The organism is Streptomyces sp. NPDC127190 (genome assembly GCF_042672505.1).
In the GTDB taxonomy this organism is placed as follows: Bacteria; Actinomycetota; Actinomycetes; order Streptomycetales; family Streptomycetaceae; genus Streptomyces.
The window spans coordinates 1-26662 of record NZ_JBHXVE010000024.1; the positions used below are offsets into that span (position 1 = coordinate 1).

Consider the following 26662-nt stretch of genomic DNA (forward strand, 5'->3'; position numbering starts at 1 on the left):
AACTCACCCTGCCACTGGTCGACTTCGGCTATCGCCTCCATACCCGGACAACGACAACCACCAGCTCAGGACACGAAATCTGACTGGAGTACTAGCCACTGTCCGGCGTGGCCGGTGGAGGAGTCGGCGTAGGGGCCGGGCGCGGGTGGGTTGTGGTTGCTCGCGCAGTTCCCCGCGCCCCCGGGGGGCGCAGCCCTGGCTGAGACGGTGCGGCATGTGGTGCCGAAGGGCGCGAAGGCCACTGTCGTCAGCCCTGACAGGAAGGGGCCCTATGCCGCTCCGAATGCTGCGAAGGCCCAGCCCGTGGCCTGGTGGAGGGGGTCGTCCGGCAGGGTCGTGCGGGCGTCGCGGAGGGCCTCGGCCAGGCTGAGGCCGGTGTCGAGGCCCTTGTGCAGGGCGAGCATCAGCGGGACCACCGCCGCGTCGTTGACCGGTGCGCTGGCCGCCACCACCCCGGCCGTGCCCAGCGGCAGCAGCGCGGTGACCAGGCCGAGGAGTTCGTCGGCGCCGACCGAGGCCAGCCGGGCGGTGTCGCAGCTGGAGAGGATGATCCGGTACGGGCTGCGGGCCAGACGCTCGAAGTCGTGCACGATCAGCGGGCCGTCGGCCATCCGCAGAGCGGAGAACAGCGGGCTGTCGGCGCGGAACGTGCCATGGGCGGCGAGATGGGCGAGACCCGCGCCGTCCAGCTCCGCCAGCACCCGGGGGACCTGGGCGTCCTCGCCCTCCAGGACCGTCGCGGTGCCGTACCGGTCCGCCAGCGCGGGCACCTCGGCGCCGCCCGTGGCCAGGCCCGGGCCGCGCACCAGCACCGGGCGGCCGGCCGGCGGGGGTGACGTCTCGCGGGCGCGCAGCCAGCTGCCCGCCGACGGCGACACGCTCAGCACCCGCTCGCGCAGCGCGGGCAGCAGCGCCCACGGCACCCGGTGCAGCGCCCCGGGCGGCACGATCACCACCGGGCCGGGGCCCAGATGCGGTACGGCGCCCGCGAGCAGCAGTTCCTCCAGCCGCCGGCCCCCCGCCTCCACCAGCGGCAGCCGCGCCTCCGCGCCGGGATGGGCGAGCCGTCGCAGCCCCGCCTGGACGTGCTCGGCCTCGGCCACCGCCTCGGCGAGCGCCCCGCCGGCGAACCGCCGTACCCGCCCCCGCCCGCACAGCAGGATGTGCACCCGGCCCCGCACCACGGCGAGTTCGACCAGCGTGGCCTCGCCCAGCCGGTCCAGCAGCCGGGCCACGTCCAGGCGGTTGCCCGCGTGCGGGGCGGCGCCGCGGATGTGATGGGTGCGGGAGCGGATCTCCCGCTCCAGGCGCCGCTGTTCCCGGTCGAGCGCGGGGACCGGCCGCCCGTCCATCCGGGCGCCCTCCGCCCGGGCCGCGATCTCCCGGTAGGCGGTCAGGCTGCTCAGCAGCGCCGGATCCGCGGGCGGCCGGGTCGGCGGCGCGGACAGCACGGTCGCCCGCCACCGTTCGCTCCACCCCAGCAGCCGCCGCGGGTCGCCCTGGTCCAGGGTCACCTCCTGGGCCAGCGCGGCCAGTTCGGCGCCCTTGGCGGTCACATGGGCGCGCAGCTCGGAGGCGCCGAGCGTCATCCGGTGGTCGTCGAGGACGTCGAGGCCGCGCCGGCAGGCCTCCAGCACCCCGCGCCGGGACCCGGCCGCCCGGGCCCGCAGCGCCTCGGCCACCCAGCCCGTCATCCGGGCGAGCGGCGGACCCGAGCGCCGGCCGCGGGCCGCCACCGCCAGGTGCCGTTCGGCGTCCGCCGTCCAGCCCAGCGCCAGCGCGATCCGGCCCGCGAGCAACGACGCCTCCGGCGCGGCCGGCGAGTCGAAGGCGGCCAGCCGCTCCGCGACCGCCGCCGCGTCGCCGACCAGCCGACCGGAGCGCCGCCCGGCCGCCACCCGGGCCTCGATCAGCACCAGCCGGGCGTGCGTCTCCCACCACAGCCGCCGCTGCGCCGTGAACAGCCGTACGGCGACGGCGGCCCGGGCGACGGCCGTCTGCGCGTCCCCGGCCGACCGGGCGGCCCGCGCGGCGGCCAGCAGCAGCTCGGCCCGGCGCGTGGACTGACCGCCGATCCGCTCCAGCACCGCGATCGCCGCGTCCGCCTCGGCCTGCGCCTCCGGCGCCAGACCCGCCGCCATCAGCACCTCGCAGCGCCGGATGGACAGGTTGTACGTCGGCGTGCCCAGCTTGGCGTACCGCTCCTCGGCCTCGTCCAGCAGGCGCAGCGCCACCGGGATGTCCCCGGACCGGAACGCCGCCAGGCCCCGGCTCTCCACCGCGTCCGCCTTGTCGTGCTCCTGGCCGGTGGTGTCCCACAGCCGCTCCGCCGCCGTGAAGTCGGCGGCCGCCCGGTCCACCGCGCCCAGTGCCAGATGCACCGTCGCCCGCAGGGTCAGCGCCCGCGCCGTCCAGATGTCGTCGGCGACCTGGCGCAGCACCGGCAGCGCCCGCCGGACGTCCTCCAGCGCCTCCCGGTGATGTCCCAGCACCCACCACACATAGGCCCGCCGGTACAGCACCCGGGCCCGGGTGTGTCCGGTGCCCCGGGCGACCCCCCGCTCGAAGGAGGCGAGCCCCTGTCGCGTGCGCCCCGCGTGCACCAGTGCGACCCCCAGTGTGGCGAGGACATCCGCCTCCCGGTCGGCGGAGTCGGCGCGCGCGGCCAGATCGCGGGCCCGCCGCAGATGGGTGAGCGCGACCCGGAGATCCCCGAAGTCCCGCTGCCAGATGCCCAGCACCTGGTGGGCGACGCTGGCGTGCAGCGGCGGCGGATTCTCCCGCAGCACCTGTTCGGCGCGTGCCCGGGCCTCGCCCGGGTCGGCGAACACCATGGGCAGCAGCTCCGCCACCGCCGCGCTTCCCGCTGTCACGTCTCGCATGGTAGTGGCCTGCTGTATCAGACGGTGGTCCCACGGCTCTCACTGTCGAACACCGTCGTCGAGGGGGAGACACACCATGGCACCACAGCGATTCCACGAGCAGTTCGCACACATCCAGCGCTCCATGCCCGACGTCCCGCTCGCCATGGGACCGGACGACGACGCCCACTTCCTGTACGAGAAGGGTGTCGTCCTCGCCCGCACCGGCCAGGAGGCACAGGTCGTCGAGGACACCGTGCGTGCCCACTTCACCGAGGCCCCGGGGCTGTCCCCCGAGCATGTGCGCCGCGCCGGCCCGGAGTCCGACCGCACCGGTGTCACCCGCATCCGGGTCGGCGACCCGGCCCTCGCCGACGACCAGGTGCCGCACGCCCTGCGCGCCCTGCGGGAGGCCGAGGAGCGCCAGGGGCGCCGGCTGGCCGGCCGCAACCATGTGGTGCACATCGCGGTCAACGCCTGCCCCGGCGACGAACCGGTGCCCGTCGCCCGCAGCGGGCGGGCCAACCCCGCGGCCGATCCCACCGGTTACGACCCCGACCGCGCCGTACGCGTCCTGGTGATCGACACCGGGCTGGTGCACGACCACCGCGCCTACCCGCTGCTGGCCCACACCACGGGCGACCCCCAGCGGCACGAGACCGACGCCGACGGGGTGCTCCACCAGTACGTCGGACACGGCACGTTCATCGCCGGGCTGCTCGCGGCCGTCGCCCCCGACACCGACCTTACTGTCCGCGGCACCCTCGACGACGCCGGTGCCGTGCTGGAGTCCGAGTTCGGCGGCAGGCTCTTCGACGCGGTGGAGGGAAGCGGCTGGCCCGACATCCTCAGCCTCTCCGCGGGCACCCCCGCGGACACCACGGACGGCCTGCTCGGCCTGGACGCCTTCATGCGCGCACTGCGCGAGCAGCGCACCCTGCTGGTGGCCGCCGCCGGCAACAACGGCAGCGACGTGCCGTTCTGGCCGGCCGCCTACGCCGCGCTGCCCGAGTACGCCGACAGCGTGCTCTCGGTCGGCGCCCTGCGCTCCGACGGCGACGGCCCGGCCTGCTTCAGCAACCACGGCCCCTGGGTCGGCGTCTACGCCCCCGGCGAGCGGCTCACCAGCGCCCTCACCGGCTTCGGCACACCGGTGCCGTACCGCTACCAGCACTCCACCTACGACGCCTGCCGGTACGGCTTCGACTACGCCTGCACCTGCCAGTTCCCGCGCCACACCGGTGTGTTGAGCGAGGGACGGGAGAGCACCGGGGGCAAGCCGGACCAGGTGATGTTCGACGGCCTGGCGCAGTGGAGCGGCACCTCCTTCGCCACTCCGGTCGCCGCGGGCCTCGTCGCCGCGCAGATGACGGCGCTGGGGGAGCGCGATCCGCGCGTGGCCCGCGACCGGCTGCTGGCGGCCGCCGACCGGGCCGAGGTGCGCGGGGCGCACGTCCCGGTGCTCCGGCCGGCCACCTGGCGCCCGGTCCCGCTGGCGACCCCCGCGCTGCCCGCATGAGCGCCGGAACCCTCCGCTCCACGGCGTACGATGACGTGCCGTACACAAGGGGTGGAGACGTGGACCGAACAGAGGTCGGCGCGTTGGTCCGGTCCGCCGTCGACGGAGACGCCGCGGCCTGGAAAGCGCTCGTGGAAGGTTTGAGCCCGCTGGTGTGGTCGGTGGTGCGCGCGCACCGGCTGTCCGACGCCGACGGTCACGAGGTCTTCCAGACCGTGTGGTTCCGCTTCGCCCAGCACCTGGGCCGGATCCGCGAACCCGACAAGGCCGGCTCCTGGCTGGCCGCCACGGCCCGGCACGAGTGCGTGAAGGTGCTCAAGGGCCTGAACCGGCTGACCCTCACGGACGATCCACGGGTCCTGGACCGGGCCAGCGAGGAGCGCACCCCGGAACAGACCCTGATCGACTCGGAGGAGGCGGCGGACCGCGCCGAGCGGATCCGCCGGCTGCGGCAGGAACTGGACGGACTGGGCGAGCGCTGCCGTCAGCTGCTGCGGGTCCTGGTGGCCTCACCGCCGCCCAGTTATCTGGAGATCTCGGCCGCGCTCGGTATCGCGGTCGGCAGTATCGGCCCCCTCCGCCAGCGCTGTCTGCGCCGGCTGCGGGCCCGGATGGACGCACGGGGAGCGGCATGAGCGGCGAGGACCAGAACCGGATGCCCGAACACGACGCAGCGGACGGCGGGTTCGAGGACGGACTGCTGGAGGAGGAGCTGCGCCGGGCGATCGCCGTCCTCGACCCCGTCCCGGAGCAGTTGTGCCAACTCGCCCTGGACGCCTACGCCCTGCACGACCTGGACGCCCGCGTCGCCGAGCTGACCTTCGACTCGCTCGTGGACGCCCTGCCGGTCAGGGGGGCCGTGGACGCGCCGCGGATGCTGACCTTCCGCGCGGGCGGGGTGACCGTCGACGTCGAGGTCACCGAGGACGGCCTGATCGGGCAGCTGCTGCCGCCCCGGGCGGCCGACGTCGAGGTGCTCGGCGGTCCGGGGAGCGCCCGCCCGGTCGCCGTCGACACCCTCGGCCGCTTCACCAGCGACACCCCGCCGGCCGGCCCGTTCGCCCTCAGGCTGCGGACCGGCGGCGAGGTGATCGTCACGGAGTGGCTGCGGGCCTGACCGCCCTCACCAGGTGACCGGCAGCGTCAGCGGACCGCGGATCATCGTCCGGTGCCGCCACCGCACCTCCTGCGGCGGCACCGCGAGCCGCAGTCCGGGCAGCCGGTCCAGCACCGTGTCCACCAGCAGCTCCAGCTGGAGCCGGGCCAGCACCGCGCCGGTGCAGTGGTGCGGGCCGTTGCCGAACGCCAGGTGCGGGTTGGGCTCGCGGTCGGGGTGGATGCGGTCCGGGTCGGGAAAGACGTCCGGGTCGCGGTTGGCGGCGAGATAGGAGACGTAGACCGGATCGCCCGCCGCGATCCGGTGGCCCGCGATCTCCACGTCCTCCAGCGCGATCCGGGCGAGCCCCACCGAGCTGCGGTGCGAGATCCAGCGCAGCAGCTCGTCCAGCACCGGCCCGCGTTCCCCGGGCCGCGCCCGCATCCGCTCCATCAGCTCCGGGCGGGTCAGCAGCAGATACAGCATCTGCCCGCAGTTGTGCGTGACCGCCTCACCGCCGATCTGGAGCGGACCGGCCAGCCCGACGGCCTCCTCCTCACGGATCTCACCGGCCGCCACGGCCCGGCCCAGCAGCGAGTAGACGTCCTCGTCCGTGCTGTTCGCGCGGGCCCGCACGGTCGCGGTGATCCAGCCGTACAGCCCGTTCTTGGCCTCGCCGGCCGCCTCCGCCCCGGTGGTGCAGATGATCTCCCGGGTCCACGCGTGCACCCGGTCCCGGTCGGCGGCCGGCACCCCCATCACCTCGCTGACCACGATGATCGGGAAGGGCTCCAGCACCCGCTCGACCAGGTCGGCCGGGGGACCGTCCCGTACGACGCCGTCCATCAGCTCGTCCAGGATCGCCTGGGCGCGCGGCCGCAGCCGTTTCATCCCGGACACGGTGAAGGCCGCCGCGACCGGCTTGCGCAGCCGGTTGTGGTCGGGCTGGTCGACCCAGGCCAGAGAGCCCGGCCGGGGCGCGAAGTTGGGCGCCATCCGGGTCACCTGACGGCGGGTGACCTCCGCGCGGCTGAACCGCGGGTCGTTGGTGATCAGCCGTACGTCGTGATAGCGGGTCGCCAGCCATGCCCAGCCCTCGCCGAACGGCAGCCTGATCCGGGTCAGCGGACCTTCGCGCATGAGGTCGGCGAGGACCGGGTCGAAGTCCGGGCCGTCCAGGTCGAGGGCGGGCCAGACCCGTTCGGGCGGCGGGGCCTGGCCGGCCAGCGTGATCTCCTCGGTCATGCCCACCACCCTGGTACGGGCCCCGCTCGCTGTCCTGCGGACGTGCTCCACCCGGGCTACAGTGCGTCCACCAGCGCGGCCAGTGCGCCGGCGAGCCGCTCCAGCCCCGGCCCGGCCGCGCCGCCCGGCTCGGTCATGTAGAGGTCCCGGCGGATCTCCACCATCAGGGCGCCGACCCGGGCGTCCGTGCCGTAGAACTCCAGCGGTACGTAGGTCCCGGCGAACGGGCTGTCCAGCCCGGTGCCGCCGCAGCCGGCGAACGCCGTGCGGGCGGCCTCGACCAGTTCCGGCGGGGTGTGGAAGGCGTCCGTGCCCAGGCAGACGGGCGGGCGCGGACCGGTGCCGTGCAGCTCGTAGGGGAGCGGCCGGCTGGGGTATGAGTGCACGTCGACGATGACGGCCCGCCCGGTGGCGGCCAGCCGGTCCGCGACCGCCTCGGTCATGGCCCGGGCGTACGGCCGGAAGTACCGGGCGAGCAGCGGCTCCGGATCGGTGTCGGCGGGCCGCAGCTCCGCCCGGTGCGTGGTGCGCGTGTAGACCGCCCCCATCCCGGCCGCGAGCATCTCCTCACGCTCGTCCGGGAACCGCTCGGGGTCCACGACCAGCCGCGACAGCCGGTTCACGAACCGCCAGGGCGTCACCCCGGCCAGCCCGGCCGCCCGCTCGGCGAGCTGTGCGGTGTGCGCGTCGGTGATGTGGTCCAGCTCCCGCTCCAGTTCCGCGTCGCTCAGTACGATCCCGGCCCGCACCTCTGCGGGCACCGTCCGTGCCGAGTGCGGTATGTGCAGCAGGACCGGCGAGTCGGGGGCGCCGGGAAGGAGGTCGTACGAGGACACGGGCGGCTCCGGGGGCGGCGGGGGCGTACTGCTGGACGGCGGTGCGGGACCGAGGGGCCGGCATGCCTCCGCCCCCGGCCTAAGACACCGGCCGGGGGCGGAGTACGGGCTCAGGCGGGCAGCCGGAGCGCCGCGGGCGTCAGCTGCTCAGGGACGCCAGCGCGGCGTTCCAGGTGGCCGACGGGCGCATGACCGCGTCCGCCTTGGCCTTGTCCACCTGGTAGTAGCCGCCGATGTCGGCCGGCGAGCCCTGGACGGCGATCAGCTCGTCCACGATCTTCTGCTCGTCGGCGGCGAGGGACTCGGCGAGCGGCGCGAACGCCTTGGCCAGGTCGGCGTCGTCGGTCTGCCGGGCCAGCTCCTGCGCCCAGTACAGGGACAGGTAGAAGTGGCTGCCGCGGTTGTCGATGCCGCCGACGCGACGGGTCGGGGACTTGTCCTCGTTGAGGAAGGTCGCCGTGGCGCGGTCGAGGGTGTCGGCGAGCACCTTGGCGCGGGTGTTGCCGGTGGCCGCCGCGTACTGCTCGAAGGCCGGGACGAGCGCGAAGAACTCACCGAGCGAGTCCCAGCGCAGGTAGTTCTCCTTGACCAGCTGCTGGACGTGCTTCGGCGCGGAACCGCCGGCACCCGTCTCGAACAGGCCGCCGCCCGCCATCAGCGGGACGACCGACAGCATCTTGGCGCTGGTGCCCAGCTCCAGGATCGGGAACAGGTCGGTCAGGTAGTCACGCAGCACGTTGCCGGTCACCGAGATGGTGTTCTCGCCGCGGCGGATGCGCTCCACCGACAGCTTGGTGGCCTCGACGGGGGGCAGGATGCGGATGTCCAGGCCCTCGGTGTCGTGCTCCGTCAGGTACTGGCGGACCTTGGCGATCAGCTGCGCGTCGTGGGCGCGGTCCTCGTCCAGCCAGAACACGGCCGGGTCGCCGGTGGCGCGGGCGCGGGTGACGGCCAGCTTCACCCAGTCGCGGATCGGGGCGTCCTTGGTCTGGCAGGCGCGGAAGATGTCGCCGGCGGAGACCGGCTGCTCCAGGACGACGTCGCCGTTCTGGTCGACCAGGCGGACCGTGCCCGCGGCCGGGACCTCGAAGGTCTTGTCGTGGGAGCCGTACTCCTCGGCCTTCTGCGCCATCAGGCCGACGTTCGGCACCGAGCCCATGGTGGACGGGTCGTAGGCGCCGTGGGCGCGGCAGTCCTCGATCACGGCCTGGTAGACACCGGCGTAGGAGGAGTCCGGCAGCACCGCGAGGGTGTCGTGCTCCTGGCCGTCCGGGCCCCACATGTGGCCGGAGGTGCGGATCATCGCCGGCATGGAGGCGTCGACGATGACGTCCGAGGGGACGTGCAGGTTGGTGATGCCCTTGTCGGAGTCGACCATCGCCAGGGCCGGGCCCTCGGCCAGCTCGGCGTCGAAGGAGGCCTTGATCTCGGCGCCCTCGGGCAGGTTCTCCAGGCCCTTCAGGATGCCGCCGAGGCCGTCGTTCGGGGTGAGGCCGGCGGCCTTGAGGGTCTCGCCGTACTTCGCGAACGTCTTCGGGAAGAAGACGCGCACCACATGGCCGAAGACGATCGGGTCGGAGACCTTCATCATCGTGGCCTTCAGGTGCACGGAGAACAGGACGCCCTCCTCTTTGGCGCGCGCGACCTGCGCGGCGAGGAAGCGGTTCAGGGCGGCGACGCGCATCACGGAGGCGTCGACGACCTCGTCCTTCAGGACCGGCACGGACTCGCGCAGCACGGTGGTCGTGCCGTCCTCGCCGACCAGCTCGATCCGCAGCGTGCCGTCCTCGGCGATGACGGTCGACTTCTCGGTGGAGCGGAAGTCGTTCTCGCCCATGGTCGCCACGTTCGTCTTGGACTCGGCGGTCCAGGCGCCCATGCGGTGCGGGTGGGTCTTGGCGTAGTTCTTCACCGACGCCGGGGCACGGCGGTCGGAGTTGCCCTCGCGCAGGACCGGGTTGACGGCGGAGCCCTTGACCTTGTCGTAGCGGGCGCGGATCTCGCGCTCCTCGTCGGTCTTCGGGTCGTCCGGGTAGTCCGGCAGCGCGTAGCCCTTGCCCTGGAGCTCGGCGACGGCGGCGCGCAGCTGCGGGATGGACGCCGAGATGTTCGGCAGCTTGACGATGTTCGCGGCGGGCGTCTTGGCCAGGTCACCCAGCTCGGCCAGGGCGTCCGGGATGCGCTGGTCCTCGTTCAGGTACTCCGGGAAGTGGGCGATGATGCGTCCGGCCAGCGAGATGTCCCGGGTCTCCACGGGCACACCGGCCTGCGCGGCATAGGCCTGGATCACCGGCAGGAACGAATGCGTCGCCAGGGCCGGGGCCTCGTCAGTGTAGGTGTAGATGATGGTCGAGTCAGTCACCGGGTGCTCCGCTCCACGTCTGCAACATTGCTCGACATCAAGATATCTCGTGATCGGGTCCGACTCGACAGGGGTCCGCTCACGGGCGTCTGTTTTCGATCAGCCGGGCCCGGCTGTCATCTCCCGCTCGATCCACCGGCAGATCACGGCCACCACGTAGTCCCGCTCCGCGTGGCTCAGCTCCCGCCCCTTCGGGATGCCGTGCCAGCGCTCCAGGCAGCTCCGGCAGCAGGTGGCGGTCGCATGCTGCGCGACGAAGACCGGGTGGCCGCGGTACGGGGTCTGCCGGCCGTCCTTGTGCGGCTCGGCCGGTGCCAGACGCCTGGCGATCAGGTCGTACGCGTGCCGGCGCACCGTCGCCGGTCCCTTCAGCTCCGCGGTCGCCCGGTCCCGGCCGCGCAGCCGGAACCGGGCCCGGAACGGCTGGCGGGCGAGGGCGTCCAGACGCCGGTCCAGAAAGCCCGGCTCCGGGACGGGCGGGTGCGGGGAGTTCGGCTCGGGCATCAGCCCAGCAGCAGGCGCTTCTGCTGCTCGAACTCCTCCTGGGTCAGAATTCCCTGGCTTCGCATGTCGCCCAGCTGCTTGAGCTGGTCGATCTTCTGGCTCATGTCGTCGTCGGCGGCGGGCGCAGCCGGCGGCGGTGGGGGCGGGGGCGGTTGCTGCTGTGCGTACTGCGGTGCAGCCTGGCTCTGCTGCTGCTCGTCGTCCTGCTGCGCCCAGCGGCCCGCCTGCCGCCGCGAGACGCGGTTGGACACGGCGGTCGCCGTTCCGGCGACGACGGCGGTGCGCGCTACTCCCCGAAGCAGTCCGGGCATGTGCGGTCATCTCCCTGTGTCGATGCGTGGATGCTCAGGCGGCCGCGGAGCCACCGGGCGGCACCGGCTCCTCCGTGGCGTCCAGGGCCGCCAGCAGGGCCTGGACGGGGATGCGGCCGCTGGCCACGAGCTGTGCCCCGCTGCGCCTCAGCGCGGCGGCCAGCGGTGCGGCCCACAGGTTCTCGTACACCAGTACGGCGGCCGAGTTGCCGGGTTCCAGGGCGTTGGCGGCCTCCTCGAGGTCGCCCTGGTCCAGCACGCCGGCCGAGGCTCCCTCGAAGAGGGACACATCGATCGTGTCGCCGAGGTCCCGCAGCTCCAGACCGGTCGTCGTGCCGTCGGTCTCCTTGCGGACGAAGGCGAGGTCGATGATCCGGATGATGCCGCGTTCGGCGAGATCGACCAGGAGCGGGAACGCCTCCCCCGTCATGCGGTTGCCGACGAATTCGATGACCAGGTAGTCGACGGGTCCCATCTCTTCGACGCTGTCCATGGCCTCTCCTCACGAGAAGGATCGGAGTCGGTACGGCCGACACTCGTCAGAACGCCGTTTCCCCCAGTCCAGCACGCGCGGGAGGGGCCCGCACTTCTGCGGGCGGAGCGGTGACCAGGGATGCGCGGACGGTGAACGGACTCGCCCGTGCGGGCCACTCCGGCGCGCGGAGCGGCCGCGGGACTGACGGAATGGAGGGTGTCCAGCCATCGCCCCGCCGGAGGGTCCCGTGACCGAGCCACCCGCCCCGAACCCGCAGGAGCCCGACCGGGACCGGCCCGCCCCGAACCCGCAGGACGCCGACCGGGACCGGAACCGTGCGGAGGCGGCGGGCCCCGCAGCCGGGGGAGCTGGTGCGAGTTCCGGGGCCGGAGGCGGAGGCGGACGGCCGGGGACGCCCGGGGGGCGGTCGGGGGGCGGCGGCGCCGGACGTGCCGTGCGGAGCACCGCCTCCGCCGTGCTCATCGTGCTCACCTGCATCCTCGTCCCGGTCGCGCTCCTCGCCACCTGGGTGCACGACATCGCGCTCGACACCGACCGCTACGTGGCCACGGTGGCACCGCTGGCCACCGAGCCCGCCGTCCAGGACGCGGCGGTCCACCGGATCACCGAGGCCGTGGGCACCCGCGTGGACGGCAAGCAGGTCGCCGGGGACATCGCCTCCTGGCTCCAGTCCCAGGGACTGCCGCCGCTGGCCGCCGACGCGGTCAGCCGGCTCGGGCCGCAGATCGACTCCGCCGTGGACGCGTCGGTGACCAAGATCGCCACCCGTGTCGTCCACAGCGACGTCTTCGTCACGGTGTGGCGCAACGCCAACCGCGCCGCTCACAACGCCGTCGTCCACGCGTTGACCGGTGAGGGACGCGGTGCGGTCGGGGTCAGCGACGGCACCGTCACCCTGGACGTCGGCACGGCCGTCGACCGGGTCAAGACGGAGCTGGTGGACGCCGGTCTGAAGCCCGCCGCCAAGATCCCGCAGGTGAACAAGCAGCTGGTGCTGTTCCACTCCGACCAGCTCGCCAAGTTCCGCAAGGGCGCCCACCTCCTGGATGTCGTGGGGAACTGGCTGCCGGTGCTGGTCGTCCTGCTGGGCGTCGCCGGAGTGTTCCTGGCCCGCCACCGGCGCCGGGCCCTCGCGCGCACCGCGCTGGGCGCCGCCTTCGCCTGCCTGGTGGTGGCCCTCGCGCTGGTCGTGGCCCGCCGCTACTACCTCGACCATCTGCCGCCGCAGGTGCAGTCCAAGGCGGCGGCCGCCGCCGTCTTCGACACCCTCCTCAGGTTCCTCCGGGTCAGCCTGCGTACGGCCGTCGTCCTGGGCGTGGTCATCGCTCTCGGCGCCTATCTCGTCGGACCGGGCCGGCTGCCCGTGGCCGTGCGCGGCTACTCCGACCACACGGCGGACTCCGCGGCGCGCTGGGCGGCCGGCCACCACATCCACGCCGGGCGCGTCGGCGCCTGGGCACTGGCCTACCGCCGGGCCATCGCCCTCGCCGGCCTGCTGATCATCGCGCTCGTCTTCGCGCTGTGGAACCATCCGACGGCGCTCACGGTGCTGCTGCTGGTCCTGGTGCTGCTCGGCATCCTGGCGCTGCTCGCGCTGCTGGCGGCCGGGGGCCGGGTGCAGCTGGAGGCGGCACGGACCAAGCCGGAACCGCCCGCGGACGAGCACTGACGGCGGCCGCGCGGGACGGACCGGGGTACACCGGGGGCCGCTGCGCCCGGTCCGGGGACGGATGGGCGGACGAAAGGGCCCGACCGGTCCATGTGCGCGCCGCGGCCGGACCGGCAAACTGGGTATGACAGACGAAAGCCTCTCCACGGGCCCGAGGGACAGGGTGGTGACCCTGTGGCTACCAGGCACGAGCACACGAGGGGATCGGCCGGAGAGCACGTCGATCCGCTGGGAGAGCCGTTCTTGCGGACCCGGTTCGCGCTGCCGGCCAGGCCCGCCACCTTTCTGCTCCGCCGACGGCTCACCGACCACCTCGACCAGGCCTTCGGGACACCGCTGACGATGGTCAACGGCTCGGCGGGCGCGGGCAAGACCCTCCTGGTCGCGGACTGGGCCGCCCGGCTCGGACAGCCCGTCGCCTGGTTCACCGTCGAAGCGGGCGACCAGGGCAGCGGAATGTTCTGGGCCTATGTGCTCCAGTCCCTGCGCGCCGCCGGCGTACCGCTGACGGCCGCCGTCGGCTGCCCGGCGGACGCGGGCCGGGTGGACCGCAACCTGCTGGCCCGGCTCGCCGGTGAACTGAGCGCGCGCGAGCGGCCCGTCGTCCTCGTGCTCGACGAGTTCGACCGGGTGGTCTCCGCGCGGATCGCGGAGGAGCTGGAGTTCGTCCTGCACCACGCCGGGCAGGGGCTGCGCCTGGTCCTCGTCACCCGCACCGAGCCGCTGCTTCCGCTGCACCGCTACCGGGCGGCCGGGACCGTGACCGAGATCCGCGACGCCGAGCTGGCCTTCACCGCGGAGGAGGCCGCCGCGCTGCTGGAGCTGCACGGGCTGCGGCTGCCCGCACAGGCCGTCCAGGCCCTGCTGGCGCGCACCCGGGGCTGGGCCGCCGGGCTGCGGCTGTGCGCCCTGGCGGCCCGGCAGAGCCCGGACCCCGACACGTATCTGACGGATTTCGAGGCGGACCGCAGCACGATCGCCGACTTCCTGCTGGCCGAGGTGCTGAAACGGCAGCCGGCCCGCACCCAGGAGCTGCTGCTGCGCGTCAGTGTCGTGGAGCGGTTCTCCCCGGTGCTGGTGGCGGAGCTGACCGGGCGCGGCGGCGCCGAGCGGACCCTGGCCGAACTGCACGGCCAGAACGCGTTCGTGGAGGACCTCGGGCACTCGTGGTACCGGCTGCACCCGCTGTTCGGCGAGATCCTCCGGGCCCATCTGAGGGCCCGTTCGCCGGGGCTCGAAACAGAACTCCACCGGCGCGCCGCGCGCTGGCTGCGCGCCGCCGGCGCCCTGCCCGAGGCGCTGACGCACGGCGCCGCGGCGGGCGACTGGAACTTCGCCGCCCAGGCCCTCGTCGACGACCTGGCGATCGGCCAGCTCTTCACCGGGCTGCGCGCGGACGACCTCGCCGATCTGTTCTCGCGGATGGGCCCCGAGCCGACGAGCGCGGCGGCGGAGCTGGTGCGCGCCGCGCACGACCTGTCCGTGGGCGACGCCGACCGCGGCCTGGTCCGGCTGCGCCGAGTGGAGGGCCGGCTGGCCGCGGGGCCGGCCGATGCCGCGGGCCGGCTGAGCTGTGTGCTGCTGGAATCCCTGGCGGCCCGGCTGACCGGTTCGCCGGGCATGGCGGAGCGGGCCGTGGCGACGGCCGAGGAACTGCGCGGCGAGGTCTCCGCCCGACTCCTGGAGAACCACCCCGAGTTCCAGGCCCTGCTGCTGACCCATCTGGGCTCGGCCCGGCTGTGGGCCGGGCGCTTCGACGACGCGCGGGCCGCCCTGTCCGAGGCCGCCGGCTTCCCGAGCGGTGTCTCCACCGCACTGCCGCGGCAGGACTCCTTGGGGCAGCTGGCGCTGATCGACTACCTGAACGGCCGGCTGTGCCGGGCGGAGCGCACGGCGCAGGCGGCGCTGCGCGAGACGGAGAAGTTCGGCCTGTGCCGCCCCCGCTGCTCCGGCGCCGACCTGGGGCAGCTGGTCCTCGCGGCGGTCGCCGTCGACCGCGGCGAACTCCGGCACGCCGAGACGCTTCTGGGCGAGGCGGACGGCTGCGCCTGCCCGGCCGACCCCGTCACCGCCGCCGGCCGCTCGCTGGTCACGGCCCGGCTGCTGCTGGCGCGCGGCGAACCGCAGGCGGCCGCGGCGGCCGCCGGCCTCACGGTCCCGGCCATGGTGGCCTCCCCCTGGGCCGAGGCCCAGACGGCGCTGGTCGCCTCCGCGGCCCAGCTGGCCGAGGGCCGCCCGGACAGCGCCGTGAAGGTCCTGGACGACGTCTCCTGCGACGGTGAACCCGTGTGCACGGCGGAGCTGGCCTGGGCCCAGTTCGCCGCCGGAAACCAGCGGGCGGCGATCGACCTGCTCGACCACATGACGGCGGGCAGCACCGGCCCGCGGGCGACCGTACAGGCGGCCCTGGTGCGCGCCGGAGCCGCGCAGGAGACGGACGTCGACACCACCCGCAGACTGCTCGCCCGTGCCCTGCGGGAGGCCCGCCGGGAGCGGCTGCGCCGGCCCTTCCTCGAAGCCGGACCGCGGATCCGGCGCCTGCTGGACACCCCGCCCCTGCAAGGCCTGGCCGCCGGGTGGCTCGTCCCGGACCGCCCCGTGGCCGATGCCGGGCGGGAGGCGGCCGGGGATGCCCCGCCCCTGGTCGTCGAGGAGCTGAGCGGGCGCGAGCGCGACGTCGTGGACCGGCTGGCCCAGCTGATGTCCACCGAGGAGATCGCCGCCGACCTGTACGTCTCCGTCAACACGGTGAAGACCCACCTGAAGAGCGTCTACCGGAAGCTCGACGTGAACGGGCGCGGCGCCGCGGTGCGCCGGGCCCGCGACCGCGGGCTGATCCGGCCTCCCGCCGGATGATTCCCCCGCGACGGGTGAGGCGCGGCCCACACGCCTGACGCTGCGATGAGGGGGGCGGCCGAGTTCCCGGCCGCCGGCCGGCAGGACTCGGCGAGGTGGACACCATGGGACACTGGCGCGCTCTGATGGTGCTCGGGACGGCCCAGTTCCTGATGGTCCTGGACACCTCCGTGATGAACGTCTCGATCAGCCAACTGGTCGAGGACTTCCACACCGAGGTCACCGCCATCCAGGGCGTCATCACGCTGTACGCCCTGGTCATGGCGGCATTCATGATCATAGGAGGCAGGCTCGGCGACATCCACGGCCGTCGCCGCCTCTTCGTCGTCGGCCTGGTCGTCTACGGCATCGGCTCGGCCCTCACCGCGCTGGCCCCGACCCTCTGGGTGCTCGCGCTGGGCTGGTCGGTGATCGAGGGGCTCGGCGCCGCGATGGTGCTGCCCGCCATGGCTGCCCTGGTCGCCGAGTCCTACCAGGGCAGGGACCGGGCGGTCGCCTACGGTGTGATCGGCGGACTGGCGGGGGCCGGAATCGCGGTCGGCCCGCTGCTGGGCGGCTGGGTGACGACGTATCTGACCTGGCGGCTCGTGTTCGCGGGCGAGGTCGTGGTCGTCGCCGTCGTGCTGCTGTTCCACCGGGTGGTCAAGGAGGTCGCGCGGACCGGACCGCCGCCCCGGCTGGACCTGCCCGGCGCGGCCCTCTCGGCGGCCGGACTCGCGCTGGGCGTCCTCGGGGTGCTCCAGAGCAGCACCTGGGGCTGGGTGCACCCGCGCAACCCGCCCTTCACCGTCTTCGGGTTCGCCCCCACCCTGTTCGTGGTCGGCGCCGGGGTGGCCGTACTGGCCCTCTTCGTGCACGCGGAGCGGCGGCGGGAGGCAGCGGCGGTCGACCCCCTGGTGCACCTGTCCCTGTTCCGGGTGGCGCCGCTGCGCTCGGGCCTGCTCACCCTGCTCTGCCAGAACCTCATCCTGCTGGGCCTGTTCTTCACCATCCCCCTGTACCTCCAGGTCGTGCAGGGCTACGACGCCTTCCAGACCGGGCTGCGGCTGGTGCCGGTGTCCGTCACGATGCTCGTCACCTCCCTCGGCGCCGCCCGGCTCGGCCGGATCCTGGGCCCGCGCAGGGTCGTCCGGCTGGGGCTGCTGACCCTGGCCGCGGCCGTGCTGTGGCTGCTCGCCACGATCGATCCGGTGATCGACAACGCCCAGTTCGCCGGGGCGATGGCGGTGCTCGGCATCGGCATGGGGCTGCTCGCCTCCCAACTGGGCAACGTCGTCCAGTCGAGCGTGGGCGAGGAGCAGCGCAGCGAGGTCGGCGGCCTCCAGTTCACGGCGCAGAACCTGGGCTCGGCCCTGGGCACCGCACTCATCGGGTCGCTGCTCATCGGCGCGCTCGTGCACGCCTTCACGGCCGAGGTGGAAAGCAACCCCCAGCTGTCGTCCGAGGCCAAGCACCAGACCAGCGTCGCCCTGGAGGCCGGGGTCAGTTTCGTGCCCACCAGCCAGGTGCGCACGGCCGCCCAGGACGCCGGACTGCCGCCGTCCGAGGTGGACGCCGTCACCTCCTCGTACGCCTCCGCCCAGCTGGACGGCCTGAAGGCGGCGATCCTCGCCACCGGCGGGATCACCATGGCGGCCTTCCTGGTCACCGGCCATCTGCCGGGCGCGCCGGCCCGGGGGCCGAAACAGTCCAGAAGCGGCGCCTCGGCGGGCGCGGCCGGTGCCCGGGAGTGAGGGGGAGAACGGCCCATGCACTACGAGATCCGCGTCGACGGACATATGTCGGAGACCCTCGTCCAGGCCTTCCCGGAGCTGGAGCATGTGCGGATGTCCGGCCAGACGGTGCTGTTCGGTCCCGTCATCGACGAGGCGCACCTGTACGGCCTGCTGAACCGCTGTCAGTCGCTGGGGCTGCGGGTCGTGGAACTGCGGCAGCTGCCCGAGTGACCGCGGTGGCCGGGGGGATCACTCGCCGCGGGTGATGCGCGGCGCGGGCCGCGCACGCACGCTGGCCGGGTGAGGGATCACAAGCCGCCCCGCCGGGTGTTCCGCGGGCGGGCCGGATCACGCGAGGAGGAGCCATGACCGAGTCGCGTGGACAGGCGCCGCGCAGCGGCCTGTCGTATCTGCCCGGCGAGGCGGCCACCGACCCCGACGGGACGCTCACGGCGATCGGGCGCTCGTGGACCTGGATCCTCGGGTCGGCGATCGCGACGCTCGTACCGGGCGTGCTGGTCCTCGTCTGGCCGGACGAGACCCTGCACGTCCTCGCCGTGCTCATCGGCCTCTATCTGCTGCTCACGGGCGCCTTCCGGTTCGTGACGGCGTTCGGGCGGGAGCACGGCGAGCGGGTTCCGGGACTGCTGGTGGCCGTGCTCTTCGTACTGGCCGGCGTGCTCTGCCTGCGCCATCCCATGCAGACGGTCGCGGCGCTGTCGCTGATCGTCGGGCTCACCTGGCTGGTGTCCGGCATCCTCACGCTGTATGCCGCGCTCGCCGCCCCGGATCTGCCGCACCGCGGGGTCGTGGTCGGTGTCGCGCTGCTCGGCATCGTCGCCGGGATCGTGGTGCTGGCCATGCCCACGGCCTCGGCGCGGGCGCTGACCCGGCTGCTCGGTCTGTGGCTGGTGCTGCTGGGCATCGGCGAACTCGTGTTCGCCTTCGCATGGCGGGCGGCGCTGCGCAGGGGCGACGCGCTGCCGGGCGCGGCCCTCGGCGTGTGCACGCTGAGAGCGTCACGGACCGGCTTGGTGAACCCGGCGGGCCGGCGCCACGGACGGAGAAAGAGACATGAGCGCACAGACCTACCTCGCGTACGACTATCCGCTGCTGAGCGCCTTCTGGACCATGCTGGTGTTCTTCCTGTGGATCATGTGGTTCATCCTGCTGTTCCGGATCATCGTCGACATCTTCCGCGACGACGACCTGAGCGGCTGGGCCAAGGCCGGCTGGACGCTCTTCGTGATCGTGCTGCCCTTCCTGGGCGTCTTCGTCTACCTGATCGCCCGCGGCAAGGGCATGGGCGCCCGGGAGATCAACGAGGCGCGGACCCGGCAGGAGGCCTTCGACTCCTACGTCCGGGAGACCGCCCGGGGCGGCCCCAGCAGCGCCGACGAACTCAGCAAGCTCTCCGACATGCGCTCCCGCGGTGACATCACCGACGAGGAGTTCCGCAGGGCGAAGGAACTCGTCCTCAGCGGCGCCGGACCGCAGCAGCGGTAGTCCGTTTCCCACCCCTCACGGGCGCTGACCCGCGCCCCGTGTGAATCGAGGCATGCACATGGCTACGACGCACCACACCCGCGGCCACACCTCCTCCGCCAAGCAGGCGTGGGCGGGCGGGCTCACGATGTTCGCGGGCGTCATGCTGATGGTCGCCGGGATGCTCGGTGTGTTCCGCGGCATCATGGCGATCGCGCAGGACGACGTCTTCGTCACGACACCCAACTACGTCTTCAAGTTCGACCTCACCAGCTGGGGCTGGATCCATCTGGTGCTGGGCGTGATCGCCCTGGTGGTCAGCTTCGGGCTGTTCCAGCCGTCGCTGTGGGCACGCGTCGGCGGCATCACCATCGCCGGGCTGGTCATCATCGCCAACTTCCTCTCGCTGCCGTACTACCCGGTGTGGTCCGTGGTGATGATCGCCCTGTCCGGCTTCATCATCTGGGCCCTGTGCGTGGTCCAGCGGGACGAGTTCGCCGAGAGCCCGTAGCGGCACGAGCAGCTCCGGCACCGTCGCCCCGCGCCGGCGGGCCCCGAAAGGGGCCTGCCGGCCGCCGACGTTTTCAGGCCGCTCCGCCGCCGACGCCCTGGCCCGACCGCTGCTGGGGGATCACCACCGCTCCCTGCTGGAGGGAGACCGAACGGGTCGGGGCCGGGACGGAGATGCCCTCCTGCTGGAAGCGCCGGTGCAGACGCTTGATGAACTCGTGCTTGATCCGGTACTGGTCGCTGAACTCGCCGACGCCCAGGACCACCGTGAAGCCGATGCGGGAGTCGCCGAAGGTGTGGAAGCGGATCGCGGGCTCGTGCTCCGCGACGGCGCCCTCGACCTCGCGCATGGTCTCCGCGACGACCTCCGCCGTGACCCGCTCCACGTGCTCCAGATCGGCGTCGTAGCCCACGCCCGCCTGGACCAGCACCGTCAACCGCTGTTCGGGGCGGGTGTAGTTGGTCATGTTGGCCTTCGCCAGCTGGCCGTTGGGGATGACCACGAGGTTGTTGGAGAGCTGGCGGACCGTCGTCTGGCGCCAGTTGATGTCCACCACATAGCCCTCCTCCCCGCTGCTCAGCCGGATGTAGTCGCCCGGCTGGACGGTCCGGGAGGCGAGGATGTGGACGCCCGCGAAGAGGTTGGCGAGCGTGTCCTGGAGGGCCAGCGCGACGGCCAGACCGCCCACGCCGAGGGCGGTCAGCAGCGGCGCTATGGAGATGCCGAGGGTTTGCAGCACCACCAGGAAGCCGATGGCGAGGACCAGCACCCGGGTGATGTTGACGAAGATGGTCGCCGAACCGGCCACGCCGGAGCGGGACTGGGTGACCGTCTGCACCAGACCGGCGATGACCCGGGCGGCGGACAGGGTCACCACGAAGATGACCCCGACCTCGAGGATCTGGTTCACATGGTGCTGGACGGGCCGGGTGAGCGGCAGCACGGCCGCGGCCGCCGCCGCGCCGCCCGCGATCGCCGCCCACGGCACGACCGAGCGCAGCGCGTCCACGATGACGTCGTCGCCGCTCCAGCGGGTCCGCTTGGCGTGCTTGGCGAGCCACCGCAGCACCGCCCGGGAGAGGAAGGCGAGCAGCAGGCCCGCGGCCAGGGCGATGCCGGCGAGGACCAGGTCGTCCAGGGTCAGGGCGCGGTTCACCGGTCACCTCCGAGGCGCGGAGCGGCTGCGGGGAGCCTGGTGTGAAGTCTCGTCACGGTGTCACCTGCTCGATGTCCGGGATGTGCGATCGCGCCGGCCCGGAACTCCGGTGACCGGCGCGATGGCTCATCCTGCCGTATCCGGCACACCAGTTCGCACCCGGACCGGCGCTTGCCGGACAGCCGCTCAGATGATGCCCTCCGCGAGTTCCTCCTGGTCGCGGCCGCTGCCATAGGCGGCGGTGGGCGTGCCGTACGACCGGCGGGCCACGTACCACCAGACGCTGGCGAGGACCAGGACCACGGCGAGCGCCAGCGACGCGTAGTTCATCGTGTCGACCGTGACCGGCGAGGACTGCGGCAGACAGAACAGCACCGTCACACACGTCACCCAGACCACGGCGATCCAGCCGACCGGCCGGCTCCAGCGGCCCAGGTGCCACGGACCCGGCCGGAACCGGTCCCCGGCGCGCAGCCGCAGCAGTACCGGGATGGCGTAGGCGGGGGTGATGCCGATGACGTTGATGGCGGTCACCGCGTTGTACGCGGTCGACGAGTACAGCGACGGCAGCGCGAGGACGCCGGCCACGACCACCGACAGCCATACGGCGGCCACCGGGGTCTGGGTGCGGCCGCTGACCGTGCGCCACAGGTGGGAGCCGGGCAGCGCGCGGTCCCGGCTGAACGCGAACACCATCCGGCTGGCCGCGGCGACTTCGGCGTTCCCGCAGAACAGCTGGGCGATGATCACGACGAGCAGCAGCGCGCTCGCGCCGTTCGTGCCGAGGCCGTCGAGCAGGATCTGCGCGGGCGGCACCCCGGTGGCGGTGGTGCGGGTGGCGTCGTAGTCCTGGATGGCGAAGGTCAGCCCGGCGAGCAGGACGAAGCCCGCGAGCCAGGAGACCCAGATGGACCGGACGATGCCGCGCGCGGCGGCCACCGAGGCACGCGAGGTCTCCTCGGACAGATGGGCGGAGGCGTCGTAGCCGGAGAAGGTGTACTGCGCGAGCAGCAGCCCGATCGCCGCCACGTAGAGGGGGTTGTGCCAGCCGGTCTCGTTGGCGAACTTCCCGAAGACGAAGGACGGCGACTGGTGGTGGTCGGGGACGATGGCGAGCGCGCCGACGATCAGGGCGACACCCGCCAGATGCCACCACACGCTGACCGAGTTGAGCAGGCTGACCAGGCGGACCCCGAACAGGTTCAGCACGGCGTGCAGCAGCAGGATGGCGCAGAAGATCAGCATGGTCCGGCCCGGTGTCGGCGTGAAGCCCCACCGCAGGTTGGCGAAGGCGCCGGTGAACAGCGCGGCGCCGTAGTCGATGCCGGCGATCGCGCCGAGCAGGCCGAGCAGGTTCAGCCAGCCCGTGTACCAGCCCCAGCGGCGCCCGCCGAGCCGGTCGGCCATGTAGTACAGGGCGCCGGAGGTCGGATAGGCGCTGGTGACCTCGGCGAGCGCGAGCCCGACGCACAGGACGAACAGGCCGACCCCCGCCCAGCCCCACAGCATCACGGCGGGGCCGCCGGTGTTCAGGCCGAAGCCGTACAGGGTCATGCAGCCGGACAGGATCGAGATCACCGAGAAGCTGATCGCGAAGTTGCCGAAGCCGCCCATCCGGCGGGCCAGCACCGGCTGGTAGCCGAGTTCGCGCAGCCGCTGCTCCTCGTCCTGGGGCGGCGGCCCCGAGGCGGGCACGGGGTCGGAAGTGCGGGGGGACATGCGGAAACCTCCGGAGTCAAGGGGCCTGCGATCAGGGGGAGTTCACGGACGGGGGTCGTCGGCGGCCGCCCGGCAGCGGTCCCGGGCCTGGGTGAAGACCTCCACGGCACGGCCCCGGTCCGGGGTGCGGTACATCCAGGGCGCGGGGGTGACATAGGGGCCGATCGCCTCGAACACCCGGGCCGCGTCCGGGAAGAGCAGCGCACCCCACAGGGCGTGCGCGAGGTGGTTGAGGTCCAGCGGCGAGGCCTCGGCGTGCGGCGCCCGGTCGAACCAGGAACGCAGCCCGTGCCGTGCCTCGCGGGTCGCGTCGTCGGCCACCCAGTGCAGATCGAGCGCCGCGTCGTACCCGCTGCTCCGGCGGTAGCGCTCGACCCGGACGTACAGCGGCAGCAGATGCACCGCGGAACCCGGCGGGGCCTCGGCGGCGGCCCACTGGGCGTAGCCGGCGGCCTCCGTGAGCCGGTCCGAGCCGCCGCGCGCGTACAGGAACTGGAGCATCCGGTGGTGGGCCTCACGGTTGTACGGGTCGCGGGCGTGCGCCTCGGCCAGCAGCCCCCACGGACCCGGCGGCAGCAGCGGCCCGGGCGGCGCGGCCCGGTGCTCCTCCCAGCGCTGCTCCGGATCGAGCTGGGCCAGCGCCAGCAGGCATATCCAGGGCACCGGGTCCCGCGGTGCGATGCGGGTGGCCGTCTGCGCGGCGTCCCAGGCCTCGATCCACAACTCGTGGGTACGGCGGTGCCGTTCGCGCTGCGCCCGCAGCGCCCGCTCGACCCCCACCCGGGCCTGCATCACCGCCGCGTGGACGCTGTCCGGTTCCTCCGTGAGCCAGGCCCGCACCACGTCGCTGCCGGCCGCGACGGTCGCGAGGACCTGGGTGCGCCGGGTCCACTCCCAGCCCCGCGTGGTCTCCGCGAGCAGCGCGCGCATGGCCATCCAGCGGCCGGTGCGCAGCTCCTGGAGCGCGGCGCGCAGGGCGTGGTCGGGGCCCGCGGGGTCGTAGGAGAGCCGTGCTCCTTCCCTGGCCATCAGCCGTCGGCCCCGTGGCCCGGGGGCGCGGGCGAGGCGGCGGGGTGACGTGGCAACAGCCCTCCCCTGGGCGGTGTTCGTGATGTTCCTGGTCCTGGTCGGCGGTCACTATAGAGGGGTCGCCGGAACCCCGCCATTGTTATCAACTCAACTAACCAGCCATGTGAGTTGATAACCCGTCAGTAGCGCTTGACGCTGGGCGCGGCACGGCGGCAGGCTGACGCGGTGATCTTCACAGCGAAGTGCGGGAGGACGCGATGACCGGGCCGGTGCTCGCCGTCGACCAGGGCACGTCCGGCACCAAGGCGCTCGTCGTCTGCCCGGACCGCGGTGTGCTCGGCACCGGCTTCGCCGAGGTACGGCCGCGCCACCTGCCCGGCGGCCTGGTCGAGGTGGACCCGGCCGAGCTGTACGCCTCGGTCCTCGACGCCGGCCGGCAGGCGCTCGCCGCGGCGGGGGAGGACGTCGTCGCGCTGGGCCTGGCCAACCAGGGCGAGACCGTCCTCGCCTGGGACCCCGGCACCGGCCGCCCGCTCGCCGACGCTCTGGTGTGGCAGGACCGGCGCGCCGCCACCGTGTGCGAGGAACTCGCCGAGCACGCCGAGGAGTTGCACCACCTCACCGGGCTCCCGCTGGACCCGTACTTCGCCGCGCCCAAGATGGCCTGGATTCGCCGTCACCTCACCCGCGACGGCGTCGTCACCACCTCCGACGCCTGGCTGGTCCACCGCCTCACCGGCGCCTTCGCCACCGACGCCGCCACCGCCGGCCGCACCCAGCTGCTCGGCCTCGACGACACCGAGTGGTCCCCGCGCGCCCTCGACCTGTACGGCCTGACCGGTGAACGCCTCCCCGAGGTGACCGACGTCGCCCAGCCGGTCGGTACGACCACGGCGTTCGGCCGGGAGATCCCGCTCACCGGACTGATCGTCGACCAGCAGGCCGCCCTGCTCGCCCAGCGCGTCACCGCGCCGGGGGCGGCCAAGTGCACCTACGGCACCGGGGCGTTCCTGCTCGCCCACACCGGCGAGCGCCCGCTGCGCAGCGCCTCCGGCCTGGTCGGCTGCGTGGCCTGGCGGCTGGCCGGAGCCACCGGCTACTGCCTGGACGGCCAGGTGTACACGGCCGCGTCCGCCGTCCGCTGGCTCACCGACCTCGGTGTCCTCGCCTCCGCGGCCGACCTCGACCGGGTCGGCGGCTCGGTCGCCGACAGCGGCGGCGTCACCTTCGTCCCCGCCCTCGCCGGGCTCGCCGCCCCCTGGTGGCGCGGCGACCTGCGCGGCTCGCTCACCGGCCTCGGCCTCGACACCACTGCCGGGCACCTGGTGCGCGCCCTGTGCGAGGGGCTCGCCGCCCAGGTCGCCGAACTCGCGGACGCCGCCGCAGCCGACCTGGGCGGCCCGCTGGAGGTGCTCCGCGTGGACGGCGGGCTGACCCGTTCCGCGCTGCTCATGCAGGCGCAGGCGGATCTGCTCCAGCGCCCGGTGGAGGTCTCGGCACTCGCCGACGCCACGGCCCTGGGCGCGGCGGCCCTGGCCCGGGTGGGGGCCGCCGACGGGCTGAGCATCGAGGAGGCGCTGCCCGAGTGGAAGCCGGCCGCGGTGTACGAGCCGCGCATCCCGCCGGAGACGGCGGAGGAACGCCGGGCGGCTTTCCGGGCGGCGGTCGCTTCCATGCTGGGCGGGGGCTGAGCGGGGGATAGGGGGCGACGGCGGCGTGGGGAGCGGGGGCCGGGGGCGACGGCTGGTGTCCGGAGCGGGGGCCGGGGCAACGGCCGGTGTCCGGAGCGGGGGAGAGGGACACGGTCGCGGACCGGAGCGCCGGTCCGTGGGAGCCGCATGCCGACCTGGGCGGCCCGCCGGAGGAGCTTCGCGCGGACGATGCTGAGCCGGGGGGAGGGGGACGGCCGGTGTCCGGATCGCCGGTCCGGCGGGGCTGGTCGCGTCCATCCGGCGGAGCCGTATGCCGACCTGGGCGGCCTGCTGGGGGTGCTCCGTGTGGACGGCGGGCTGACCCGTTCCGCGCTGCTCATGCAGGCGCAGGCGGATCTGCTCCGGCGGCCGGTCGGGGTCTCGGCGGCGGTCTCTCACCTGCTGGGCGGGGAACAGGGGAGCGACGGAGGCGTCCGGAATGCCGGCCGGCGGGGCTGGTCGCGTCCGCCCGGCGGAGCCGTGCTGCGCCTCAGATCACCTTCAGCCGGACCAGTGCCCCCAGCGTCAGCGCGCCCGGCACCAGGGGGAGCCACACCGTGATGATCCGGTAGGCCAGGACCACCGCCGTGGCCACCGCCACCGGACCGCCCACCGCGACCAGCGCCACGATCAGTGACGCCTCGACCGAGCCCAGGCCGCCCGGCGTGGGTACCAGCGCCACCGCGGCCGTGGCGGCGAGATAGGCGAGCACCATGTGCGCGGGCGGCACCGGCAGCCGCAGCGCCTGGCCGACCGCCGCCAGACCGGCCGCCTGGAGCGCCGGGAAGGCCAGCGAGCCGCCCCACAGGGCCAGCGCCCGGACCGGCCGGGTGTGCACCGAGCGCGCCTCGCCGAGGGCGTCCCGCACGAACCCCGAGACGCGCCGGCGCAGCGGTCGTACCCAGGCCAGGGCGGCCGCCCCGCCCGCCAGCAGACCGGCCGCGCCGAGCAGCAGCGGGAGCGCCGACCCGCCCGGGAGCAGCGGGCCGAGCCGCAGCGCGTCCGGGAAGGCGATCAGCAGCGTGGCCAGCAGACCCAGCCGGCCCACGCACTCGGCGAGCAGATACAGGGCGAGCGCGGCCGAGGAACGGGCGAGCGGCACCCCGCACACGGTCATGAACCGCAGGTTCACCGCGCTCGCGCCGAGCCCGGTCGGCAGCAGATGGTTGGCGGCGGCCGCCGCGAACTGGGTGGCCAGCAGCCGCCCCTTCGGCAGCGGCTGCACCACCGCGCCCTGCCGGGTGCACGCGGCCGCCACCCAGGTCAGACAGGTCGCGCCGGCCGCGGCCAGCAACCACGGCCAGGACGCGGTACGCAGCTGGCCGAAGCCCTCGGCGAGCACCGAGCGGTTCCGTACGGCGGCCACGGCGACCAGCAGGACCGGCAGCAGGCACAGCACCTGGCGCAGCGGGACGCGACGGGGGAGTCGTCCCCGGGACAGCGGCGGCAGCGGAGGGAGCGGGACGGCGGTCATATCCGCAGAGGTTCTCCCGGCCGCGCCAACGGCGGGTGGCAGCAGCGGGGACGGCGGCTTACAGACGGGGGTCATCGGGGCCTTCGCGAGAGTCGGGGCCTGCACGGGCGCGGTCGCCGGGCGGGGT

General features: G+C 73.8%; 21 protein-coding genes and 1 pseudogene. 11 read left to right on the forward strand and 11 right to left on the reverse strand.

The genetic code is table 11. The annotated features are described in order from the left end of the window. Positions 1–269: 269 nt before the first annotated feature. On the reverse strand, positions 270–2873 hold the full coding sequence (locus ACFVIU_RS29555) for a CHAT domain-containing protein (protein WP_385846242.1): 2604 nt from the start codon (positions 2871–2873) through the stop codon (positions 270–272). 85 nt (positions 2874–2958) lie between these two features. Here ACFVIU_RS29555 and ACFVIU_RS29560 point away from each other — a divergent pair, with 85 nt between their 5' ends. The 3 genes from ACFVIU_RS29560 to ACFVIU_RS29570 are packed head-to-tail and all read left to right on the forward strand — an operon-like array spanning position 2959 to position 5497. Then, positions 2959–4380, forward strand: coding sequence for a S8/S53 family peptidase (locus ACFVIU_RS29560; protein ID WP_385846244.1), 1422 nt, complete (start codon positions 2959–2961; stop codon positions 4378–4380). Then, complete coding sequence (locus ACFVIU_RS29565; protein ID WP_385846245.1) at positions 4377–5015, forward strand: RNA polymerase sigma factor; 639 nt, start codon at positions 4377–4379, stop codon at positions 5013–5015. Before ACFVIU_RS29560 ends, ACFVIU_RS29565 begins: the two co-directional genes overlap by 4 nt. After that, the gene (locus tag ACFVIU_RS29570; RefSeq protein WP_385846246.1) at positions 5012–5497 is read left to right on the forward strand and encodes a hypothetical protein; all 486 of its coding nucleotides are present in this window, start codon (positions 5012–5014) and stop codon (positions 5495–5497) included. Before ACFVIU_RS29565 ends, ACFVIU_RS29570 begins: the two co-directional genes overlap by 4 nt. Positions 5498–5503: 6 nt before the next feature. Here ACFVIU_RS29570 and ACFVIU_RS29575 read toward each other — a convergent pair whose 3' ends face one another. The 6 genes from ACFVIU_RS29575 to ACFVIU_RS29600 form a co-directional block, all read right to left on the reverse strand. Continuing rightward, positions 5504–6721, reverse strand: a complete 1218-nt coding sequence (locus ACFVIU_RS29575; RefSeq protein WP_385846247.1) for a cytochrome P450 — start codon at positions 6719–6721, stop codon at positions 5504–5506. Between the two features lie 56 nt (positions 6722–6777). Continuing rightward, a complete protein-coding gene (locus ACFVIU_RS29580; protein ID WP_385846248.1) occupies positions 6778–7557 on the reverse strand; it encodes an N-formylglutamate amidohydrolase in 780 nt (259 codons plus the stop codon). A gap of 139 nt (positions 7558–7696) precedes the next feature. Next, positions 7697–9919, reverse strand: a complete 2223-nt coding sequence (locus tag ACFVIU_RS29585; RefSeq protein WP_385846249.1) for an NADP-dependent isocitrate dehydrogenase — start codon at positions 9917–9919, stop codon at positions 7697–7699. 99 nt (positions 9920–10018) lie between these two features. Next, a complete protein-coding gene (locus ACFVIU_RS29590; protein WP_385846250.1) occupies positions 10019–10423 on the reverse strand; it encodes a DUF4186 domain-containing protein in 405 nt (134 codons plus the stop codon). Next, complete coding sequence (locus ACFVIU_RS29595; RefSeq protein ID WP_385846251.1) at positions 10423–10734, reverse strand: SHOCT domain-containing protein; 312 nt, start codon at positions 10732–10734, stop codon at positions 10423–10425. The genes ACFVIU_RS29590 and ACFVIU_RS29595 overlap by 1 nt, the downstream gene beginning before the upstream one ends. A 34-nt stretch (positions 10735–10768) precedes the next feature. Beyond that, positions 10769–11227 (reverse strand): DUF6325 family protein, encoded by a 459-nt coding sequence (locus tag ACFVIU_RS29600; RefSeq protein WP_385846252.1) that lies wholly within the window; start codon positions 11225–11227, stop codon positions 10769–10771. Between the two features lie 436 nt (positions 11228–11663). On the opposite strand from ACFVIU_RS29600, the gene ACFVIU_RS29605 reads away from it, so the two are divergent. The 7 genes and pseudogenes from ACFVIU_RS29605 (at position 11664) to ACFVIU_RS29635 (ending at position 19466) form a co-directional block, all read left to right on the forward strand. Next, the gene (locus ACFVIU_RS29605; RefSeq protein WP_385846253.1) at positions 11664–12899 is read left to right on the forward strand and encodes a hypothetical protein; all 1236 of its coding nucleotides are present in this window, start codon (positions 11664–11666) and stop codon (positions 12897–12899) included. A 243-nt stretch (positions 12900–13142) separates the two neighbouring features. After that, the gene (locus ACFVIU_RS29610; RefSeq protein ID WP_385846254.1) at positions 13143–15755 is read left to right on the forward strand and encodes a LuxR C-terminal-related transcriptional regulator; all 2613 of its coding nucleotides are present in this window, start codon (positions 13143–13145) and stop codon (positions 15753–15755) included. Between the two features lie 104 nt (positions 15756–15859). Further along, complete coding sequence (locus ACFVIU_RS29615) at positions 15860–17488, forward strand: MFS transporter (RefSeq protein ID WP_385846255.1); 1629 nt, start codon at positions 15860–15862, stop codon at positions 17486–17488. A gap of 15 nt (positions 17489–17503) precedes the next feature. Next, positions 17504–17701: a hypothetical protein gene (locus ACFVIU_RS29620; RefSeq protein ID WP_385846256.1), complete on the forward strand. Its 198-nt coding sequence runs from the start codon at positions 17504–17506 to the stop codon at positions 17699–17701. A gap of 134 nt (positions 17702–17835) precedes the next feature. Next, positions 17836–18441: pseudogene (locus ACFVIU_RS29625) on the forward strand (HdeD family acid-resistance protein); the annotation flags it as partial. Positions 18442–18544: 103 nt separating this feature from the next. Beyond that, entirely contained in the window at positions 18545–18976 is a 432-nt protein-coding gene (locus tag ACFVIU_RS29630; RefSeq protein ID WP_385846257.1) for an SHOCT domain-containing protein, read from the forward strand. A gap of 58 nt (positions 18977–19034) precedes the next feature. Continuing rightward, entirely contained in the window at positions 19035–19466 is a 432-nt protein-coding gene (locus ACFVIU_RS29635) for a hypothetical protein (protein ID WP_385846258.1), read from the forward strand. Positions 19467–19539: 73 nt separating this feature from the next. On the opposite strand, the gene ACFVIU_RS29640 is transcribed toward ACFVIU_RS29635, so the two are convergent. The 3 genes from ACFVIU_RS29640 to ACFVIU_RS29650 form a co-directional block, all read right to left on the reverse strand. Next, a complete protein-coding gene (locus ACFVIU_RS29640) occupies positions 19540–20622 on the reverse strand; it encodes a mechanosensitive ion channel family protein (RefSeq protein WP_385846259.1) in 1083 nt (360 codons plus the stop codon). A gap of 186 nt (positions 20623–20808) precedes the next feature. Next, positions 20809–22341 carry an amino acid permease gene (locus ACFVIU_RS29645; RefSeq protein WP_385846260.1) on the reverse strand — a complete coding sequence of 511 codons (1533 nt, stop codon included), beginning with the start codon at positions 22339–22341 and terminating at the stop codon, positions 20809–20811. Positions 22342–22383: 42 nt separating this feature from the next. After that, on the reverse strand, positions 22384–23370 hold the full coding sequence (locus ACFVIU_RS29650) for a hypothetical protein (RefSeq protein WP_385846261.1): 987 nt from the start codon (positions 23368–23370) through the stop codon (positions 22384–22386). A 257-nt stretch (positions 23371–23627) separates the two neighbouring features. Here ACFVIU_RS29650 and ACFVIU_RS29655 point away from each other — a divergent pair, with 257 nt between their 5' ends. After that, positions 23628–25061 carry an FGGY family carbohydrate kinase gene (locus ACFVIU_RS29655; RefSeq protein WP_385846262.1) on the forward strand — a complete coding sequence of 478 codons (1434 nt, stop codon included), beginning with the start codon at positions 23628–23630 and terminating at the stop codon, positions 25059–25061. A gap of 490 nt (positions 25062–25551) precedes the next feature. Here ACFVIU_RS29655 and ACFVIU_RS29660 read toward each other — a convergent pair whose 3' ends face one another. Continuing rightward, positions 25552–26535 carry a YbhN family protein gene (locus ACFVIU_RS29660; protein WP_385846263.1) on the reverse strand — a complete coding sequence of 328 codons (984 nt, stop codon included), beginning with the start codon at positions 26533–26535 and terminating at the stop codon, positions 25552–25554. Positions 26536–26662 lie beyond the last annotated feature (127 nt).

Bases quoted from the DNA above. Each gene is read 5' to 3' on its own strand.
- ACFVIU_RS29560 (WP_385846244.1), top strand. From the start codon at position 2,959: ATGGCACCACAGCGATTCCACGAGCAGTTCGCACACATCCAGCGCTCC.
- ACFVIU_RS29565 (WP_385846245.1), top strand. From the start codon at position 4,377: ATGAGCGCCGGAACCCTCCGCTCCACGGCGTACGATGACGTGCCGTAC.
- ACFVIU_RS29570 (WP_385846246.1), top strand. From the start codon at position 5,012: ATGAGCGGCGAGGACCAGAACCGGATGCCCGAACACGACGCAGCGGAC.
- ACFVIU_RS29575 (WP_385846247.1), bottom strand. From the start codon at position 6,721: ATGACCGAGGAGATCACGCTGGCCGGCCAGGCCCCGCCGCCCGAACGG.
- ACFVIU_RS29590 (WP_385846250.1), bottom strand. From the start codon at position 10,423: ATGCCCGAGCCGAACTCCCCGCACCCGCCCGTCCCGGAGCCGGGCTTT.
- ACFVIU_RS29595 (WP_385846251.1), bottom strand. From the start codon at position 10,734: ATGCCCGGACTGCTTCGGGGAGTAGCGCGCACCGCCGTCGTCGCCGGA.
- ACFVIU_RS29600 (WP_385846252.1), bottom strand. From the start codon at position 11,227: ATGGACAGCGTCGAAGAGATGGGACCCGTCGACTACCTGGTCATCGAA.
- ACFVIU_RS29615 (WP_385846255.1), top strand. From the start codon at position 15,860: ATGGGACACTGGCGCGCTCTGATGGTGCTCGGGACGGCCCAGTTCCTG.
- ACFVIU_RS29620 (WP_385846256.1), top strand. From the start codon at position 17,504: ATGCACTACGAGATCCGCGTCGACGGACATATGTCGGAGACCCTCGTC.
- ACFVIU_RS29630 (WP_385846257.1), top strand. From the start codon at position 18,545: ATGAGCGCACAGACCTACCTCGCGTACGACTATCCGCTGCTGAGCGCC.
- ACFVIU_RS29635 (WP_385846258.1), top strand. From the start codon at position 19,035: ATGGCTACGACGCACCACACCCGCGGCCACACCTCCTCCGCCAAGCAG.
- ACFVIU_RS29645 (WP_385846260.1), bottom strand. From the start codon at position 22,341: ATGTCCCCCCGCACTTCCGACCCCGTGCCCGCCTCGGGGCCGCCGCCC.
- ACFVIU_RS29650 (WP_385846261.1), bottom strand. From the start codon at position 23,370: ATGGCCAGGGAAGGAGCACGGCTCTCCTACGACCCCGCGGGCCCCGAC.
- ACFVIU_RS29655 (WP_385846262.1), top strand. From the start codon at position 23,628: ATGACCGGGCCGGTGCTCGCCGTCGACCAGGGCACGTCCGGCACCAAG.
- ACFVIU_RS29660 (WP_385846263.1), bottom strand. From the start codon at position 26,535: ATGACCGCCGTCCCGCTCCCTCCGCTGCCGCCGCTGTCCCGGGGACGA.